This window comes from uncultured Methylobacterium sp., from assembly GCF_964244095.1.
GTDB lineage: Bacteria > Pseudomonadota > Alphaproteobacteria > Rhizobiales > Beijerinckiaceae > Methylobacterium.
The window spans coordinates 1-18,609 of the sequence record NZ_CAXTHR010000084.1; the positions used below are offsets into that span (position 1 = coordinate 1).

General features: G+C 70.9%; 15 protein-coding genes. 7 read left to right on the forward strand and 8 right to left on the reverse strand.

The features are described from left to right. Positions 1-447: 447 nt before the first annotated feature. From ACFE86_RS13925 to ACFE86_RS13935, 3 genes are all read left to right on the forward strand, one after another. Positions 448-1,077 (forward strand): MarR family winged helix-turn-helix transcriptional regulator, encoded by a 630-nt coding sequence (locus ACFE86_RS13925; RefSeq protein WP_375455936.1) that lies wholly within the window; start codon positions 448-450, stop codon positions 1,075-1,077. 827 nt (positions 1,078-1,904) lie between these two features. Further along, complete coding sequence (locus ACFE86_RS13930; RefSeq protein WP_375455923.1) at positions 1,905-2,444, forward strand: PilZ domain-containing protein; 540 nt, start codon at positions 1,905-1,907, stop codon at positions 2,442-2,444. Positions 2,445-2,466: 22 nt separating this feature from the next. Then, a complete protein-coding gene (locus ACFE86_RS13935) occupies positions 2,467-4,662 on the forward strand; it encodes a putative bifunctional diguanylate cyclase/phosphodiesterase (RefSeq protein ID WP_375455924.1) in 2,196 nt (731 codons plus the stop codon). Positions 4,663-4,768: 106 nt separating this feature from the next. Here the strand turns inward: ACFE86_RS13935 and ACFE86_RS13940 are convergent, their stop codons facing one another. Beyond that, entirely contained in the window at positions 4,769-5,968 is a 1,200-nt protein-coding gene (locus tag ACFE86_RS13940; protein WP_375455925.1) for an iron-containing alcohol dehydrogenase, read from the reverse strand. 545 nt (positions 5,969-6,513) lie between these two features. Here ACFE86_RS13940 and ACFE86_RS13945 point away from each other — a divergent pair. Then, positions 6,514-8,979, forward strand: coding sequence for a PAS domain-containing protein (locus tag ACFE86_RS13945; protein WP_375455926.1), 2,466 nt, complete (start codon positions 6,514-6,516; stop codon positions 8,977-8,979). Between the two features lie 72 nt (positions 8,980-9,051). On the opposite strand, the gene ACFE86_RS13950 is transcribed toward ACFE86_RS13945, so the two are convergent. The 4 genes from ACFE86_RS13950 to ACFE86_RS13965 are packed head-to-tail and all read right to left on the reverse strand — an operon-like array spanning position 9,052 to position 12,714. After that, complete coding sequence (locus ACFE86_RS13950; protein ID WP_375455927.1) at positions 9,052-9,978, reverse strand: DMT family transporter; 927 nt, start codon at positions 9,976-9,978, stop codon at positions 9,052-9,054. A 31-nt stretch (positions 9,979-10,009) separates the two neighbouring features. After that, on the reverse strand, positions 10,010-11,278 hold the full coding sequence (locus ACFE86_RS13955; protein ID WP_375455928.1) for an arsenic transporter: 1,269 nt from the start codon (positions 11,276-11,278) through the stop codon (positions 10,010-10,012). Beyond that, positions 11,275-11,397 (reverse strand): hypothetical protein, encoded by a 123-nt coding sequence (locus ACFE86_RS13960; RefSeq protein ID WP_375455929.1) that lies wholly within the window; start codon positions 11,395-11,397, stop codon positions 11,275-11,277. Before ACFE86_RS13960 ends, ACFE86_RS13955 begins: the two co-directional genes overlap by 4 nt. Positions 11,398-11,418: 21 nt before the next feature. Beyond that, positions 11,419-12,714, reverse strand: coding sequence for an MFS transporter (locus ACFE86_RS13965; protein WP_375455937.1), 1,296 nt, complete (start codon positions 12,712-12,714; stop codon positions 11,419-11,421). 212 nt (positions 12,715-12,926) lie between these two features. Here ACFE86_RS13965 and ACFE86_RS13970 point away from each other — a divergent pair, with 212 nt between their 5' ends. After that, on the forward strand, positions 12,927-13,913 hold the full coding sequence (locus ACFE86_RS13970; RefSeq protein WP_375455930.1) for a bifunctional riboflavin kinase/FAD synthetase: 987 nt from the start codon (positions 12,927-12,929) through the stop codon (positions 13,911-13,913). Positions 13,914-13,923: 10 nt separating this feature from the next. On the opposite strand, the gene ACFE86_RS13975 is transcribed toward ACFE86_RS13970, so the two are convergent. Both ACFE86_RS13975 and ACFE86_RS13980 read right to left on the reverse strand, forming a co-directional pair. Continuing rightward, the gene (locus ACFE86_RS13975) at positions 13,924-14,685 is read right to left on the reverse strand and encodes an anti-sigma factor family protein (protein WP_375455931.1); all 762 of its coding nucleotides are present in this window, start codon (positions 14,683-14,685) and stop codon (positions 13,924-13,926) included. Positions 14,686-14,843: 158 nt separating this feature from the next. Beyond that, positions 14,844-15,491, reverse strand: coding sequence for a sigma-70 family RNA polymerase sigma factor (locus ACFE86_RS13980; protein WP_375455932.1), 648 nt, complete (start codon positions 15,489-15,491; stop codon positions 14,844-14,846). 431 nt (positions 15,492-15,922) lie between these two features. Between ACFE86_RS13980 and ispG the strand changes: the two genes are divergently transcribed. Next, entirely contained in the window at positions 15,923-17,251 is a 1,329-nt protein-coding gene (ispG, locus tag ACFE86_RS13985; protein ID WP_375455933.1) for a flavodoxin-dependent (E)-4-hydroxy-3-methylbut-2-enyl-diphosphate synthase, read from the forward strand. Between the two features lie 112 nt (positions 17,252-17,363). Here ispG and ACFE86_RS13990 read toward each other — a convergent pair whose 3' ends face one another. Then, positions 17,364-17,615, reverse strand: coding sequence for a hypothetical protein (locus ACFE86_RS13990; protein WP_375455934.1), 252 nt, complete (start codon positions 17,613-17,615; stop codon positions 17,364-17,366). Positions 17,616-18,188: 573 nt separating this feature from the next. Between ACFE86_RS13990 and ACFE86_RS13995 the strand changes: the two genes are divergently transcribed. Continuing rightward, positions 18,189-18,609 (forward strand): KUP/HAK/KT family potassium transporter (locus ACFE86_RS13995; protein WP_375455935.1); only part of this gene is annotated, 421 nt, incomplete at its 3' end.

Sequence of the window (18,609 nt, forward strand, 5' to 3'; positions counted from 1 at the left end):
AGACCAGCTCCGCCGCCTGATGCCCTGCTGAGCCCGCGCGGCGTCTAGGATCGCTGAGCATCATTGCGCGAAGTGGCCGCCGGTTCGCGCGAGAACAATGATGCGGCACCAAGAAGATCGAAGCAGGCTTTCGTTGGCGAAGCCACGAAAGCCTGCTTCGTCCCCGGCCGTCATCGCAGCTTCATACGCCCGAGGCACAGCCGAACGCGGAAGCTCCCGGCCCCGTAGGCGCCGGGGCTTGCGCCTCGGTGGCGACGCTTCGTGGGGTACAGGATGTCAGCGGCGGATGAGATCGCGGCAGCCGCGCCGGGCTGCGACACCTCGGGGCTCGGCGTGAACCGCAAGGCGAAGGACCGGAAGGCGAAGGACCCCAAAGCGAAGGACCGGAGGTATCGCGACGCGGCCCCGACCGGGACCGAGGGTCGAGACGGAAAGGCCGAGCCGGCCGTGGACGCATGGGTGCCCCCCGACGCGTCCGGGGTCGAGGACGGGCAGGCGAAGCTCCCGGAGGAGACGCATCCGGGATCGAAGGGTCTCGGATCAAAGGCTCCCGGATCGAAGCCGCCGGGCGCCCGGAGCGTCGGCTGGGCGCTGGTCCAGGCCGCGCGGCTGCACCGCGCGCGCATCGGCGACCGCCTCGCGACGCTCGACCTCTTCGCCGGCCAGGAACAGGTGGTGCAGGTGCTGGCGGCCTCGGGCACGATGACGATGGGCGATCTCGCCGCGACCCTGCGGGTTCGGCCGCCGACGGCCTCGAAGACGATCTCGCGGCTCGCCGCCCTCGGCTTCGTCGAGCGCCGCGCCGAGGCCGGCGACGGCCGGGTCGTGCGCGTGCGGCTGACGGAGACGGGACTTGCCAAGGCTGCGGCGATCGACGGGATCTGGGACGCGGTCGAGGCCGAGCTTCTCGCCGGCTTCGACGGCAAGGAGCGCCGCCGGCTGCGCAAGCTCCTGCGCAAGGCCGCCCGCGGGCTCGCCGCGGCGGGCGGCCTCAGCGGCCACGAGACCGAGGCCGATGCCGAGATCGAGGCCGACGAGGACGCGTGCGCGAGCACGGTGGCGACGCCCGTGCTCTGAATCGGCTTCCCGACGCCAGGAGGGCGGCCCCCTCCACACGCTTAGGGGGGGGGCCGGGCGCTTCGTCTACGGTTCTGCGCGAGCGGGCCTTCGCACCGTGGCGGCGGAACAGGCGCAGGGCGCAAGATCGACCTTCAGCCGGTCGTAGGCCCGACGGAACCGGTTCGATCGCCGCTCCCTCCGCATCCGTTCGGTCGCCCGGACGGCACCCACCGCCGTGCGTGCCGGTCTCGCGATCCGCCTCCGTCGGCATCGTCGGACCCTCCTCGTAAAACCGACGCGCAGCCCGACGAGACGCGGCCACAAGCTCTCGCGCAGGCTCTTGCACGCCGGCCTCCGTCCGCGATCGATGCGAGCGCCGATCAAGCGGCGTTAACCAGACTTCAAGAACCAACCCTTGTTTCCATGTCGCCAGCAACCGTTTTAACCATCTGTTTAATTTCGTGAGCAAGCCTCTCTGAGCGAAGTAAGACTCACACCTATCGCCGCACCCGCACGACATCACAAGCTATCCGCACTCGGAGAAAACGGCGATCGCGAACTTTGTGATAATCTTAAATTTCATTCGGGTCTAGAATATGAAATAAAACAGACTCGTTGACAGAACAGAAGCTCGTCGAACTACATTAGAACCGAGTCCCTGACGCGACACATGGCTGTGCGGTATTCCGCGCTCTGTGCAGCGGCTGCGTTTCATACTGTCTTCCCACCGACCTCTCTCGGAAGAGTGGAAACTTGGCATGTCAAACACAGCCACCTCTCAAGCCAAGCTCCGCGGCCATGCTTCGGCCGGATGGTCGAACCAGATCATCAGGAAGAGTCCCAGAGTGAAGGGACGCTACATGCTCTCGAACGGGGAAGAATATCCGTGCGAGGCGCGCTGCCTGAGCGATTCGGGCGCTGAACTCATTGCGCCGAAGGCCGGAAGCAGCGGTGAATGGATCGTCTGCTACCTGGAGAATATCGGGATCGTGCCCGGCCGGGTGTGCCAGCGGACCCGGGACGGCTTTGCCATCACGATCCACGTCCCCGAGGAGCGTCGCTCGCGCATCGCCGCCCGCGTGGAATGGCTCACGTCGCGGGCCTTCGAGGAGGCGGAGAAGCGCAACAGCCCTCGCATCGTTCCGAAGAACACCGACGTCGACGTCGAGATCACCGAAGGCCTGACGCTGCCGGGAAAAGTGGTCGACATCTCCCTCTCCGGAGCCGCCATCGCGCTCGATCCGCGTCAACGGCCGAAGCTGGGCGCAGTCGTCAGAGTCGGAAGCCGATCTTCCGTCGTCACCCGGCTGACCGACGACGGCATCGCCGTGCAATTCAAGCTGCCGTTCTCGTCCGAGAGCTTCAACGAACACGTGAAACTGTAGTGACTCAGCCAGGGATGTGATCGTGTACCAGCTCTCACTTCCCACCGACGAAGCAGGCCGGCTTGCCGCGCTCGCACAGTACGACTTCCAAGCCTACGTCCAGGATGCCGATCTGACGCAACTGGTCGAAGATGCGAAGGCGATGTTTGCCGTCTCTTATGCAAAGATCAACATCGTACAGGATAAGGACGTCATCGTTCTCTATGGTCCCGATACCGGCGACAGCAGCGTGTTCCGAAGCGTCTCCTTCTGTGCGCACGTCGCTGCCGAGAACGCCGAGATCATCGTGCTCGATGCGCGGACGGATCGGCGATTTTGCGAGAACCCCTTGGTCAGCGACGATGGATTGCGCTTCTATGCCGGATTTCCGTTGCGTGCGCCGTCCGGGCACGTGATCGGTGCGCTTTGCCTGGTCGACACCGAGCCCCGCACCGCGTTCTCGGAGACGGAGTTCTCGAAGCTCCAGGAGCTTGCGTGCTTCGTTGCCGCCAAGCTCGACAATCGCCGCCTCGATGTCGCCCGTCGCAACGCCCAGCTACGCCTGGAGCGGATCGCGGCGGCGTCGAGCGAGAGCATCATCTGCGTCGATCAGCACGGTCGAATCACCTTCTGGAACGGTGCGGCGGAAGCCTTGTTCGGCTTTCGCGCCGACAAGATTCTGGGCCTGCCCGTAGGCGAGATCATCACCGGCCTCTCCCTGGCCGATCGCGACGGCGAGCCGGAGGCGGCCTACGCCGACCGGCTGCAGGCGTGCGTGGCCCGGAACAGGGAGATGCTCGCGCGTCGGAGCAACGGGTCCGTCCTGCCCGTCGAGATCGCCTTGTCCGCCTGGATCGAGAACGGCTGCGATCACCTGGCGATCATCGTGCGCGATGTCAGCGAGCGGCGCGCGCATGAGGTGCAGTTGTGCCGCTCCGCCCACCTTGATCCTTTGACCGAGCTGCCGAACCGGACGGTGCTGGGCAACCACATCGCGGCCGCGATACAGGTCGGGCGGCCCCTCGCCATCCTGATGCTGGACCTCGACAACTTCAAGGATGTCAACGACACCCTGGGTCACCCAGCCGGCGACACGGTCCTGAAGCAGGCCGCCGAGCGATTGCTCTCCTGCCTGCGAGTCAGCGACATGGCCGCCCGGCTCGGCGGCGACGAGTTCGCGATCGTTCTGCCGGATGTCCGCGACCACCAGGCGGCCGCGACGGTCGCCGAGCGGATCATCCAGGCGATCGCGGTGCCCTTCCACGTCGACGATCATGCGGTCGATCTCGGCGTCAGCATCGGCATCGCGATGTGTCCCGCTCACGGCCGGCACGCGGACGAGCTTCTGGCCAACGCCGACATGGCCCTGTACCAGGCGAAGGCCGATGGCCGCTCCTGCCACCAGGTCTTCAGGCCGGCGTTGAAGGAGGCCGCGCATCGCCGCCGCAGCTATGCGGAGGAGTTGCGGCGTGCGGTCGAGGCCGGCGAATTCGTGCTTTTCTATCAGCCCCAGGTCAGCCTCGCGCACGGGGGCCTGATCGGCGCCGAGGCGCTGATCCGCTGGCAGCACCCGAAGAACGGCCTCGTGTCTCCCGGCGCGTTCCTGCCCGCGCTGGAGAGCAGCCGCTACGCGGCGGAGGTCGGGGACTGGGTGCTGCGTACCGCCTGTGCCCAGGCCGCTGCGTGGCGTGACCAGGGTGCGCCGACCTTCCAGGTCGGGGTCAACCTCTTCGCCGCCCAGTTCCGGCGCGGCGATCTCGCGCGGAAGGTCAAGACGGCCCTGGAGCAGACGGGGCTTCCCGCCTCGTGCCTGGAATTGGAGATCACGGAAAACATCATCCTGCGCAACGACGCCGCCCTGATCGATCCCCTGCGCGAGCTGCACGGTGCAGGGGTCAGCATCGCGTTCGACGATTACGGTACCGGATACGCCTCCTTCAGCCTGCTCAAAGGCTTTCCCCTGACGCGCCTGAAGATCGACCAAGTCTTCGTGCGCGAGATGTGCCGCTCGGCGCAGGACGCCGCGATCGTGCGCACCGTGCTCTATCTCGGCAGAAGCTTCGGCCTGGACGTGATCGCGGAAGGGATCGAGACCGAGGAGCAGAGCGCGTTCCTGCAAGCCGAGGGCTGCCAGGAGGCGCAAGGCTACCTGTACGGCAAGCCCGTGCCGGCTCAGGAGTTCGCGGACCGCTTCCTCGTTCCGGCGAGCCGGCCTGCGGGAACGATGAGGGCGGCCTGACGGCTAGAGCATTTTCCAGCGAGGTGGATACCGGCTCGCGTGAAGAAAATGCGACCACACAGAGACTTAGAGCATTTTCCGTGATCCAGGGATCATGGAAAATGCTCTAAGATGGGGCGTTGTCCTCCGTGCCGGCTGCCGGAGGCGGGCCGGACAACGCCGCCGCGTAGATCGCGCGGGCGTCCTCGCGCGTGAGCGGGCGCGGGTTGTTCACCAGCAGCCGGGTCTGCCTCATCGCGTCGTCGGCCAGCCGCCCGAGGTCGCCCACCCCGATGCCGACGGCCGTGAGCGAGGCCGGGACCGCGCAGTCCCGGCAGATCGCCTCCAGCGCGGCGACGAACCGCTCCGCGGCCCGGCCCGCCGGGAGGTCGCGGGCGGCGGGATCGAGGATCGGCGCGAGTTCGGCGTAGAGCCCCTCGGCCGCCGGCAGGTTGAAGCGCAGCACGCCGGTGAGCACGAGGGCGTTCGAGAGGCCGTGCGGCACATGGAACAGCGCCCCGATCGGGTAGGCCAGCGCGTGGACCGCGGCCACCGGCGCGTTGGCGAAGGCCATCCCGGCGAGCGCCGCGCCGAGCAGCATGCCGGCGCGCGCCTCGCGGTCCGCGCCGTCCGCGCAGGCGGTGCGGATGTAGCTGGCGAGCAGCCCCAGGGCCTGGCGCGCGAGGCCGTCCGAGACCGGGTTCTTGCGCAGCCGGCTGGTATAGGCCTCGATCGCGTGGACCATCGCGTCGATCCCCGTCGCCGCGGTGACGGGGGCGGGCAGGCCGAGCGTCAGGTCCGGGTCGAGCACCGCCCAGTCCGGCAGCAGCACGGGTGCGACGACGCCCCTCTTCTCGGCCGAGGGCGTCGTGACGATGGCGATCGGCGTCACCTCCGATCCGGTGCCCGCGGTGGTCGGCACCAGGATCAGCGGCAGGCGCGCGCCGTCGGCGAGGCCGACGCCGTAGAGGTCGTCGAGCCTCGCATCGGTCCGCGCGAGGTAGGCGACGAGCTTGGCGGTATCCAGCGCCGAGCCACCGCCGATCCCCAGGACGAGGTCGGCGCCGCGCGCCCGCGCCAGGGCGGCCGCCGCCTCGACCACCCGGCTCGGCGGGTCGGCGACCACGTCCTCGAACACGTCGCAGGCAAGTCCGGCCGCGCCGAGCGCGGCTTCGGCGCCGCGGGTCAGCCCGGCCCCGCGCACGCCCCGGTCGGTCACGAGCAGGACCCGCTTCGCCCCGAGCGTCGCGACGAGGTCCGGCAGCTTGCGCACGCTGCCGGCCTCGAACAGCAGGTTCGGCGTGGTCTGAAACAGGAACGGGGTCATCGGGTCACCTGTCGAACGCGGCGCGCGGGCCGCCTTCCGCCGTGAGCGCGCGACGCCGGCGACGGGCCCGAGGGCGCGCGAGGATAGGTCCGGCCGGTCCCGACCGTCCAGGCGACGCCCGAGCCGTCCCAGGGCGATCGCTTGAAAGCGATCGCCCTGATTTATCGTTGCCTCAAGCGCCGGCGGCCGCCTCCGCGGCCTTGGCTTGCGCTCCGCTCGACGCCCGAGAGGACATCCGTCCTCTCGGGCCCGCTCCGCGGGGCGCTCTTCGCGCCCGGAAAGCGGCACGATCGCTCTTCGAGCGATCGCCCTGGGAGCCGTCCCTTGCGGCGGTCCGCGGCGCGTCGCGGGCCGCCGCGATGCGTCGCGAACGGCCTTTGACGGGTTTCCCGCCCTGGGCGATAAGCGCCCATGGCCAAGAGCATGACCGGCGTCCCGTCGGGCGGGGTCGCCGCGCGAAACCCGCCTCCCGCACGCATCGGGCGGAGGACGCGCCCGCGGCCGAGCCGGCCGGGGGTGGCCACCGTCTCCGGTTCTGCGGCACGATGACCGAGGCCGAGGGGTCGCGGGTGCCGGGTGCCGACCTGCGCGAGAGCGAGGACGAGCTTCGCCTCGCCATGCAGGCCGGGGGCTTCGGCGTCTGGCGGCTCGATCTCCGCACCGGGACGATGTTCACCTCGAGGACCTGCCGCGTGAACTTCGGACGGGACCCGGAGGCGCCGTTCAGCTACGCCGACCTGCGGGCGGCGGTGCATCCCGACGACCGCGACCGGATGCAGGCGGCCGTCGCGCGCAGCATCGCCGACCGGACCGACTACGACATCGAGTACCGCATCGGGACGCCGGACGGCGCGGCGCGCTGGGCCTATGTCCGCGCGCAGACGCGCTACGCCGAGGACGGCACCCCGCTGATGATGGCCGGGCTTTCGCTGGACATCACCCGGCGCAAGCAGGCCGAGGCGCGCCGCCTCGCGCTGGTCGATCTCGGCGACCGCATCCGCGACCTCGCCGACACCGCAGACCTTGCCTACGCCGCGGCCGAGATCCTGGGCCGGACGTTCGCCGTGAGCCGGGCCGGCTACGGCACGATCGACCTCGCCGCCGAGACGGTGACGATCGAGCGCGACTGGAACGCGCCGGGGATCGGCACCATCGCCGGCATCCTCCGGTTTCGCGACTACGGGACCTACATCGAGGACCTGAAGCGCGGCGAGACGGCGGTCGTGACCGACACGGTCACCGATCCGCGCACGGCGGCCACCGCCGGGATGCTGGCGGCGATCAGCGTCCGCGCCTTCGTCAACATGCCGGTGACCGAGCAGGGCGGCGTCGTGGCGCTGCTCTACCTCAACCACGCGACGCCGCGGACATGGTCCGAGGACGAGTTGGCGCTGGTGCGCGAGGTGGCCGAGCGCACCCGCACGGCGGTCGAGCGCATCCGGGCGGAGCAGGACCTGCGCCGGCTCGCGGCCTCGCTGGAGCGGCAGGTCGAGGCACGCACGCGGGAACGCGACAGCGCCTGGAAGAACTCGCGCGACCTGCAGGTGGTCGTCGACGCGGCCGGGATCATCCGCGCGGCGAACGAAGCCTGGCTCGGGCTCCTCGGCTGGCGTCCCGACGAGGTCGTCGGCCGCAGCCACCTCGACTTCAACCATCCCGCATACCATTCGGCGAGCGTGGAGGCGCATGCCGCCAGCCTGCACGGCGCCCTGCCGCCCTACGAGACCCGTTTCCTGCACAGGGACGGCGGCGACCGCTGGATCTCCTGGGTCGCCGCGCCCGAGGGCGACCTGATCTATGCCAGCGGCCGCGACGTCACCGCCGAGAAGGCGGCCGCCGCCGACCTGGAGGCGATGCAGGAGCAGCTCCGCCAGTCGCAGAAGATGGAGGCGATCGGCCAGCTCACCGGCGGCGTGGCGCACGACTTCAACAACCTGCTCACCGTCATCCGCTCGTCGGTCGACCTCCTCGCCCGGCCGAACCTGCCGGAGGAGCGCCGGCGCCGCTACACCGCGGCGATCTCCGACACGGTGACGCGGGCCGCCAAGCTCACGGGCCAGCTTCTCGCCTTCGCGCGGCGGCAGGCGCTGCTGCCCGAGCGGTTCGACGTCGGCACCAGCGTCGCGGCGATCGGCGACATGGTCGGAACGCTGACCGGCTCGCGGATCGGAATCGAGACGCGGGTGCCCGACGAGCCCTGCCTGATCAACGCCGACCCGAGCCAGTTCGACACCGCACTGGTCAACATGGTCGTGAACGCCCGCGACGCCATGCGTGGCGAGGGCCGTCTGACCATCACCGTCGCGCCGGCCGCCCGCGTCCCGGCCGCCCGCGGGCACCGGGCGGTGCCGGGGGATTTCGTGTCGGTGGCCATCGCGGACACCGGCACCGGCATCGCCCCGGGGGATATCGAGCGCATCTTCGAGCCGTTCTTCACGACGAAGAGCGTCGGGCACGGCACCGGGCTCGGCCTGTCGCAGGTGTTCGGCTTCGCCAAGCAGTCCGGCGGCGAGGTGCGCGTCCAAAGCGTCCTCGGGCAGGGCAGCACCTTCACGCTCTACCTGCCGCGCGTCGGCGGCGACGCGCCGGAGGCAGACTCCGAGGCCGAGCCGGAGCCGCTGGTCGACGGCCACGGCACCCGGGTGCTGGTGGTCGAAGACAACGTGGAGGTCGGCGCCTTCGCAACGCAGACGCTGGCCGAGCTCGGCTACGCCACGGTCTGGGCCGCCAACGCCGAGGGCGCGCTGAGCGAGCTCGCGCGGGACGCCGGCCGCTTCGACGTGGTGTTCTCCGACGTGGTCATGCCAGGCATGAACGGCGTCGCCCTCGCGCAGGAGATCCGCCGCCGCCATCCCGGTCTCGCGGTGGTGCTGACCAGCGGCTACAGCCACGTCCTGGCCGAGAGCGGCAGCGCCGGCTTCGAGCTGCTGCACAAGCCCTACTCGGTCGAGCAGCTCTCGCGCATCCTGCGCAAGGCCGCCCGGCGGCGCATGCCGGTCGCTGTTGGATGACCGCCTGCGCTGTCTCTTCGCGGAATCGCATTTTCCTCACGCGAGCCGGCGTCCAGCCTGCTCGGACACGCGCTAAAAGATCGAGATCAGCACGATGCCCGCGGCCATCAGCGCGGCGCCCGCGATCCGCCCGCGGCCGGCGCGGCAGACCGGCATGCCGAGCCAGCCGAAATGGTCGATGGCGATCGAGGTGAAGAGGTTGGCCGTGATCAGGAGCCCGTTGAAGGCGCCGGCGCCCACCGTGTCGACGAACAGCAGGCCGCCGAACACCGCGACAGCCCCACTGAGCCCGCCGAGCGGCGCCCACCACGGCAGCTTCCCGAGGTCGCTGCGCGTCGGCAGCGGCATCGGGCGGATCGCGAACACGGTGAGGAACACGAACACGATCGGCAGGAACGAGACGGCGGCGGCGAGCCACGGGTTCACCAGCGCACCGCGGAGCTGCGCGTTCAGCACGACGCCCAGGGCCTGGAGCGCGCCGGCCCCGAGCACGAACGGGTAGAGCAGCCGTGGGCCGATCCCGTGGCCCTCGTCCGCCTGCCCCTCACCGTCGCTTGCCCGCGCGATCAGCACGATGCCGCCGACCATCAGCAGGCCGCCGAGCCACGGCATCGCCTTGAAGCCGCCGGCCTGGAGCCCGAACAGGCCGAAGGCGTCGAGCGCCAGGGAGGTCAGGATGTTGCCGGTGATGAGCAGCCCGTTGAACGGTCCCGCCCCGACCTTGTCGACGAGCGCCAGCCCGCCGAACACCGCGACCGCGCCGGAAAGCCCGCCGAGCGGCGCGTACCACGCCATCCTGCCGAGCGTCTCATAGGTCGGCAGCGGCAGCGGCATCAGCAGGAACAGCGTGACGAACACGAACACGATCGGCGCGAACGAGACCGAGGCGGCGAGCCACGGGTTGACCATCGACCCGCGCAGGCGTGCGTTCATGGAGTTGCCGAGCGCCTGCAACGCGCCGGCGGCGAGGATGAAGGGATAGAGCAGGGCGGCGTTCACGCGGGGCCTCCGGGGCGGAGCGAAGGGAACGTCAGACGAGGAGCAGGCCGGCGAGCGCCAGCGCCAGCGCCGGCGGCGTCACCAGCAGCCCGAGCTTGAGGAAGCGCCACGCGGAGACGTCCTCGCCCTCGCGCCGGATCGCGGTGAGCCAGAGGATCGTGGCGAGCGAGCCGGTGACCGAGAGGTTCGGGCCGAGATCGACGCCGATCAGGATCGCGCCGGCGATCCTCCGGGAGACCTCCGCGGTCTGGACCGCCGCGCCCGCGAGCAGGCCCGCCGGCAGGTTGTTCACGAGGTTGGAGCCGAGCGCGACGAGGGCGCCGCTCGCCCAGGCCGTGGCGGCCGGGTCGGATTGCGCGTAGGCTTTCAACGGCTCGGCGAGCCGCGTCAGGACGCCGCTCTTCTCCAGGGCTTCGACGAGGACGAACAGCCCCGCCACCAGCGGCAGCACGCTCCACGACACGTCGCGCACCACCGCGACGAGCCCGCCACGCCTGATCGCCAGGATGACGAGGGTGGTCGCGAGCCCGGCGGCGAAGGTCGGCGGGCCGAGTTCGATCCCGGCGGCCGAGGCGCCGATGAGCGCGCCCGCGGTGGCGACGATGCCTGCGCCGGCGACCTTGCCGCCGAGCCCCAGCGCGGGGACGTCCGTCTCCGTCTCGATCGTCTGACGCGTCAGCGCGCCGTTCTGCGCGATGCGCAGCACGAGGTAGGTCGCGACGATGGCGAGCGCGGAGGGCAGCGCGAACGTCCTCAGCCACTGGCCGAGCGGCGGCATGTGGTCGGCGAAGACCACGAGGTTGGCCGGGTTCGAGATCGGCAGCACGAAGCTCGCCGCGTTGGCGATGAAGGCGCAGATGAACAGGTAGGGCAGCGGCTCGGCCCTGGCCGCCCTGGTCGCGGCGTAGACCGCGGGCGTCAGCACCACGGCGCAGGCGTCGTTCGAGAGGAACACCGTCACCACCGTGCCGACGACGTAGACCAGCAGAAACAGCCGCGTCGCCGAGCCTCTAGCCATCCGCACGGCGATGCCCGCGAGCCAGTCGAACAGCCCTTCCTTCCGGGCGATCTCGGCGAACAGCATCATGCCGACCAGGAATAGGTAGACGTCGGTTCCCTTGCGCACGCCCGCCCACGCGTCCGGCCACGGCAGCAGGCCGAGGACGACGAGGAGCCCAGCGCCGAGCACCGCCCAGACGGCTTCCGGCCACGCGAACGGCCGCAGGATCACGCCCAAGGTCGCGGCCGCCGCGATCCCCCAGGTCGCGAGGTTGGGCGTCGGCGCCAGTCCGGCGATCACGCGTCGCCCTCCCCCGGCGCCCGGCGGGCGTTCGCGGCGTCGGCGAGGGGGAGGTCGCCCACGTGAGGGAACACCAGCGGCGGCGCGTCCGCATCCCGGAGCAGCTTGGATTTCGGCATCGCGTCGGGTTCCGGCGGCGCTCAGGCGGTCGCGGGGAGCGCAGGGGTCAGGCGGCCGACCGCGGTCCCGTCCCGCGTCTCCGGCATCAGCGTCAGGTAGAGGACGAAGCCGAGGCCGGCGGTGGCCGCGAGCGCCAGGAAGGCCGCGCCGTAGCCGGCCGAGACGATGATCAGCCCGGCAAACGTCGCGCTCAGGGCGGCGCCGAGCCCCTGCGCGGTCGCCACCGCGCCCTGCGCCGCGTTGAAGCGTCCGCCGCCGCGGGTGAGGTCGGCCACCACCACGGGAAACAAGGCGCCGTAGATCCCCGCCCCGACGCCGTCGAGGAGTTGCACGCCCACGAGCCAGAACGGGTTGTCCGACAGGGTGTAGAGCACGCCGCGGAGCGCCAGCACGCCGAAGGCGGCGAGGAAGATGGGCTTGCGTCCGATCGCGTCGGCCCTGGCGCCGACGAACATCGCCACCGGCACCATCACGCATTGCGCCGCGACGATGCACACCGCGATCAGCGAGGTCGCGTGGTCCTTGCCCGAGAGGTGGGTGAGGAGCTGGCCGACCGAGGTCAGCATCGCGGCGTTGGCGAGGTGGAAGATCGCGCAGAGCGCGGCAAACAGCATCAGCGGCCGGTTGCGCGCGAGCGCGGCGATCCCGGAGGGCGCGTCGGCGTGATCGGCCCCGGTCTCGCCCAGGCCGCGGGCGAGGTCGTCGTCGATCGAGCCGGCCGGGACCATCAGCATGGCGCCGATCGAGCAGAACGCGAGCACGCCCATCAGCCAGAACACCACGATCGGCCCGAAAAAATAGGCGAGCCCCCCGGCAAGCGCCGCCGAGACCGCGTTGCCGGCGTGGTTGAAGCCCTCGTTGCGGCCGACACGCCTGGAGAACAGCTTCGGGCCGACGACGCCGAGCGTGATCGCGGCGAGCGCCGGGGCGAAGATCGCGCCCGCGACGTGGGCGATCGCTTGCGTGCCGGCGACGAGGTAGAAGTTCGAGAGGAACGGCAGGACGAGGCAGCTCGCCGTCACGGCGACCGCACCGCCGATCACCACGGCGCGCTTGTGCCGGGTCGCGTCGATGAAGGCGCCCGCCGGCGTCTGGGCGATCAGGCCGACGATGCCGGCGATGGTCATCACGAGGCCGGTGGTCGCCTCGTTCCAGCCTCCGTCAGGCCCGCGCACGGCGATGAGGTAGATCGCGAGATAGGGCCCGAGGCCATCGCGCACGTCGGCGAGGAAGAAGTTCAGCGCGTCGAGCCCGCGCAGCGCACGTGGCGAAGGCTCCGGCACGCGGATGCGTGACGAAGCCCGATCTTGAGAAATCCCCACGATGCCCCTCGGTCGCGTCCATCGCGTGGTCCGATCACGGGGATGCGATCGGCGGCCTCGGTTAATGGTTCGTCGACGCCGCGGTTCCCGCGATTCGGGCGCCGGACGCTCGCTTGACCGGTCCGGCGGTTTTCGACAGGGTCCGCGGCGCTGATCCGCGGTCCGGTCGAGGGCCGCCGCGCTGGATGATCCTCGAAAAGCTTCCGATGGCGTCAGGCGACGAGACCGCTCCGCGGCCCTTCACGATCTGCCGCGAGGACGAGCGGGTGCCGGCGAGCCTCCGCCGCGCGGTCGTCGGCATCGGCAACTTCGACGGCGTCCATCGCGGCCATCGCGTCCTCGTCGCGGCGGTGCGCGCGGCGGCGGCCGAGGCGGCGCGGCCCTCGGCGATCCTCACCTTCGAGCCGCATCCGCGGGTCTACTTCGCCCGCGGCGGGCCGATGTTCCGCCTCACCGGCGAGGCGGCGCGGGAGGTCGTCTTCCGGCGGCTCGGCCTCGACGGGGTGATCGTGCGCCGGTTCGATGCCGTGCTGGCCGGCACCGGCGCGCGCGACTTCGTCATGGGACTGCTGCGCGACGATCTCGGGCTCTCGGGCGTCGTCGTCGGGCACGACTTCCATTTCGGGCGCTGGCGCGAGGGCACGCCCGCGGTGCTGGCGGCGCTCTGCGCCGAGGCCGGCCTCGGCTGCCGCATCGTGGAGCCGGTCGCCCTCGAGGGGGAGGCCGAGCCGGTCTCGTCGAGCGCGATCCGGCAGGCGCTGGCCCGGGGCGACGTGGGGCGGGCGAACGCGCTGCTCGGCTACCGCTGGTTCGTCCTCGCCTCCGTGCGGCACGGGGACAAGCGCGGGCGCACGCTCGGCTACCCGACCGCCAACCTCGCCCTCGACGGCTGCGGGCTCGCCCACGGCATCTACGCGGTCCGCGTCCGCCTCACCGACGGGACCCTGCGCGACGGGGTGGCGAGCTACGGGCGGCGCCCGACCTTCGACGACGGCGCGCCGCTCCTGGAGGTGAACCTGTTCGGGTTCTCGGGCGACCTCTACGGACAGGAGATCGGCGTCGAGCTCGTAGGCTTCATCCGCGGCGAGGAACGCTTTCCCGGCGCAGCCGAGCTGATCGCGCGGATGGACATCGACGCGGGCGAGGCGAAGGCGCAGCTCGCTGCCGACCGGACGCCCTCGATGCTGGGCTGAGGGGGCTGGCTCAATGCGCGGCGGCGGCCAGGACCGAGGCCGCGTGGCGCAGGCCCGCCCCGTCGCGGGTGCCGCTGACCGCGTAGGCCGAATCGCCGGCATTCCAGGTTAGCGTCGCGCCGTCGCCGGCGTCCTCGATCCCGGTCGAGGTGCCGCCCGCGCGCCGCCGCGTGGCAAACAGCGAGACCTCGCCGAGACCGGCCGCCTCGAACGCCACCTCGACCCCCGTGCCGCTGCGGGCCGGAAACACCTGCACGTCGCGCACCGTCCAGCCCTCCGGCAGGCCGGGCAGGCCGATGCCCGTGGCGGCCTCGATCGCCGCGCGGTCGTAGGCGGGGACGACGCCCGGCGGTCCGATACGGGCGCGAAGCTGCGCCACCTGGCGCGCCTGCTGCGCGTCGGCGATCAGCGCCGGGTCGACGGTCGAGGCGAAGGTGTCGGGAACGCCGAACTGGCCGACCTCGCTGTGCGCGAGCCAGCCCGCGCCGACGAGCACGGCGATCGCCGCCGCCCGCTTGAAGCGCGCGGCGGCCCGGTTCCAGCGCAGCGACCGGTCGAGCCGGCGCGCCGCTACGCGGTTGCGCTCCGGCCCCGGGCCGGGCCAGCGCGCGAAAGCTTCCCGCAGGGCGTCCCGATCGTGCATCTCGGCCATCACCCGTGCCGCCACCTCGGGGCGGCGCGCGAGATGCGCCTCGACGTCGAGGCGGCGCATCACGTCGAGCTGCCCGTCGACGAAGGCGATGAGGTCGGTGTCGGTGATCGGGTCGAGCATCGCGCGTCCTGTCGTCGAGACCGTTTCCCCCGATCCCCGGACCGTGGAAAACGCGTCATCTCTTTAGCTGTCGCCGCATCCTCGTCACGCGCGCCGGCAGCCGCCGCGCTCGAAAATGCCCTCATCGTCCGTCTTCGTCCCGCGCGGGCGCCCCGCCGTCAGCGATCCCCGAAGGCAAGGCGGAAAACCGGTCCGTCGTCCGGCGCCTCGCCGGGTCCGTCCCGGGCGACGAGGCGAAGCCCGGTCCGTTCCGGCTCCCGCGACCGCTCGGACCGCGTCGCCTGCGGCGGCGTGTCGGGGGCCTTGCGCAAGGCGCCCGCCCCGTCCTCGAACGCCCGCAACGCCGCCCGGCCGCGCCCGAGCCGCGACATCAGCGTGCCGATCGGGATGCCGAGCACGGCCGCCGCGTCGGCGTAGGCCATGCCTTCGAGGGTCACGAGGTGGAGGGCGGCGCGCTGCTCCGCGGGGAGCGTCAGGAAGGCCCGGCGGATCTGCGCGAGGCGCACCTGCCCTTCCTGAGCCGGCAGCGCCACCGCCTCGTGCATCTGGACCAGAGCGTCGGCATGGCGCGTCTCGACGCGCTTGCGCCGCTGGTCGTCGATGAAGACGTTGTGCAGGACCGTCATCATCCAGGTGCGCAGGTTGGTGTCGGGCCGCAGCGACCCTTCCGCCTCCAGCGCCCGCACGAGCGTGTCGTGCACGAGGTCGTCCGCCCGCAGGGCATCGCGGGTCAGCGAGCGGGCGTAGCGCCGCAGCGGCACGAGCAGGTCGACGATGTCGGGGCGCTTGCTGTTGTCGGCGGTCATCGATGGGTCAACGCGGGCGGGACGGGGGATAATCCCACATCGGCATATCGGCGCGAGCTGGCGGCCGCGTTCCGCGAATCGGCCTTCGCGATCCTCCGGGTGCCGCATCGCCAACGGCGCCCTGGCAGGCCCGCCGACCGCCCGCGGACCGCGTTGGCACGGCAGGGTTGTCGGGGACGCGGCGGCGAGGGTTCCACAATCCTGTGGCGGTTGCGAACTCGACATCGCGGGAGGGATGCGACATGACACGCGCGGCGCGGGCCTGCGCCGTCGTCGGCTTGACGCGGGCGCCGGCTTGACGCGGAATCGCGTCGATCGCAGCCAAGCGATCGATCGCGTATGTCGATCGCGTATCTTGGCGGTGCCGCAGCCCTCCGGCCTGGGGCATCCGATCGTACCGCGGAACCGAAGGCCTCGAGCGAAGGTCCACGATGGAAGCCATGGAAGCCGCAAGACCCGCCCCGAGCCCGCTCGCCGAACAGGCCGCGGGCCTGACCGGACCGGAGATCGCGGGCCCGGCGCCGCGGCACCGCACGGTCGGCGTGCGCGTCGGCGAGGGCGAGGGCGCGGTGGTCGTCGGCGGCGGGGCGCCGATCGTCGTGCAGTCGATGACCAACACCGACACCGCCGACATCGACGCGACGGTGGCGCAGGTGGCCCAGCTCGCGCGCGCCGGCTCGGAACTCGTGCGCATCACCGTCGACCGCGACGAGGCCGCCGCTGCCGTCCCGAAGGTGCGCGAGCGCCTCGACCGCATCGGCTGCCACGTGCCGCTGATCGGCGACTTCCACTACATCGGCCACAAGCTGCTCGCCGACCATCCCGCCTGCGCCGAGGCGCTGGCCAAGTACCGGATCAACCCGGGCAACGTCGGCTTCAAGGAGAAGAAGGACGTCCAGTTCTCGACCATCATCGAGCAGGCGATGCGCTACGGCAAGACCGTGCGCATCGGCGCGAACTGGGGATCGCTGGACGAGGCGCTGCTCACGCACCTGATGGACGAGAACGCCAAGCTCCCCCGGCCGATCGACGCCCGCGCGGTGATGCGCGAGGCGATGGTGCAGTCGGCCCTGTCGTCGGCCGAGCGCGCGGTGGAACTCGGCCTGCCCAAGGACCGCATCATCCTCTCGGCCAAGGTCTCGGCGGTGCAGGACCTGATCGCGGTCTACCGCGAGGTCGCGCGGCGCTCGGACTACGCGATCCACCTCGGGCTCACCGAAGCCGGCATGGGCTCGAAGGGGCTGGTCGCGGCCTCCGCGGCGATCGGCGTGCTCCTCCAGGAGGGCATCGGCGACACCATCCGCTACTCGCTGACGCCCGAGCCCGGCGGCGACCGCACCGTCGAGGTCAAAGCCAGCCAGGAACTGCTCCAGACCATGGGTTTTCGGACGTTCGTGCCGATGGTCGCCGCCTGCCCCGGCTGCGGCCGCACCACCTCGACGACGTTCCAGGAACTCGCCCGCGACATCCAGAACTGGATCGTCACCTCGATGCCGGAATGGAAGAAGACCTACCCGGGCGTCGAGGGCCTGAACGTCGCGGTGATGGGCTGCATCGTCAACGGGCCGGGCGAATCCAAGCACGCCGACATCGGCATCTCGCTGCCCGGCACCGGCGAGACGCCCACCGCGCCGGTCTTCATCGACGGCAAGAAGGCGATGACCCTGCGCGGCGCGACGCTGGCCAAGGACTTCGAGACCGTGGTGATCGACTACATCGAGCGCCGCTTCGGCCAGGGCGCGCGCAACGCCGCGGAGTAGCGGCACAGACGGTCGTCGCCCTGCGCCCGGAGCAGTTCGCATGACCTCCCGCACCGGAACGGATTGCCAACGACCCGTGCCGCCGATGGGTTTCCCCGGCGGGCGCCCTCCATCAAGCCTTCCTGGCTATGCCGGAGCCGGCATGCATCGCACGCCGCCGCCGCTTCGCAAGCCGGCTCGCGCGGCCCCGCTCGTACCAGACGGAGATGCGGGAGGACATCTGGTCCAGCAGCCAGACGAGTGCGCTGAACACGATGACGAGGCTACAGACCCCGCCTATGAGGACGCCCCAGAATCCTGGAGCGGGCAGGATCATCAGACAGATCAGCCCGAACATGGCGATACCGGGAATCGACTTTGCCATCCTACCACCCGTCTTCGTCACGTCGGACTGGAAGCGCCTCGAATGATCGAGCCACTTAGACCCGGCATAATTGCACACAATCCATATGCGGCTCTACAGGGTTTCTATGAGGAAAATCTTAAGAGCCCCACACGAAACGACCACAGCACGGACTTCGTCCCGACGTGTAAAGGCGCATGGATCAGCCTGTTGCAAGCGAAACTGAAATTCCGATAGATCCGCCCAGTATTCGGCATCGTGTTACCGTGCGATGGCTGACGCTTTTCTGTCTTTGGCAGGGCGTGGAACGCGGTCTTCGCGGAGCGTATTTTGGGCATGGCGCGGCTGCATGGACCGGCTTGCCGTCCGACGCGCGGCCGGGCGTGGCTGCGCCGGCGCCGCGGGCTTCCACGAGGCGGCTGTTCCCGCCCGCACGGGGGCGTGGTAGCAGGGCGTCACGATGCCTTGAGCGGCCGGCCCCCGGACCGGATCTGCAGTCCGGCGGACTTCTCGCGTCCCTCCGCGCCCTCCGGCTGGGTCGTCGATGAGCCACGCCGCGAAGCGCCGGGCAGGCCCGAGCCTCGATCACACCCGATGACCCAACCCGCGACTCCGAGCGTCCGCATCGCTCAGCCCGATCCTGCGGATCAAGCCACCGCACCGGTCGACGACCGCGCAACGGGGTCGGAAGGAGCCCGTCCCGCCGCCCCGGCGGGTGCGGCCGATCCCGTCGACGGGCAGCCGCACGCGCCCGCCGGGTTCTGGACGCTCGCCGTCGGCTCGGTCGGCGTGGTCTACGGCGACATCGGCACCAGCCCGCTCTACGCCTTCCGCGAGGCGCTGGTGCCGGCCCGCTACGACAACATCCTGCTGCCCGAGGAGGTGCTCGGCACCGCCTCGCTGATCCTGTGGGCGCTGTTCCTGATCGTGACGGTCAAGTACGTCGCGATCCTGCTGCGGATGGACAACAACGGCGAGGGCGGCATCCTCTCGCTGATGGCGCTGGCGCGAAAGG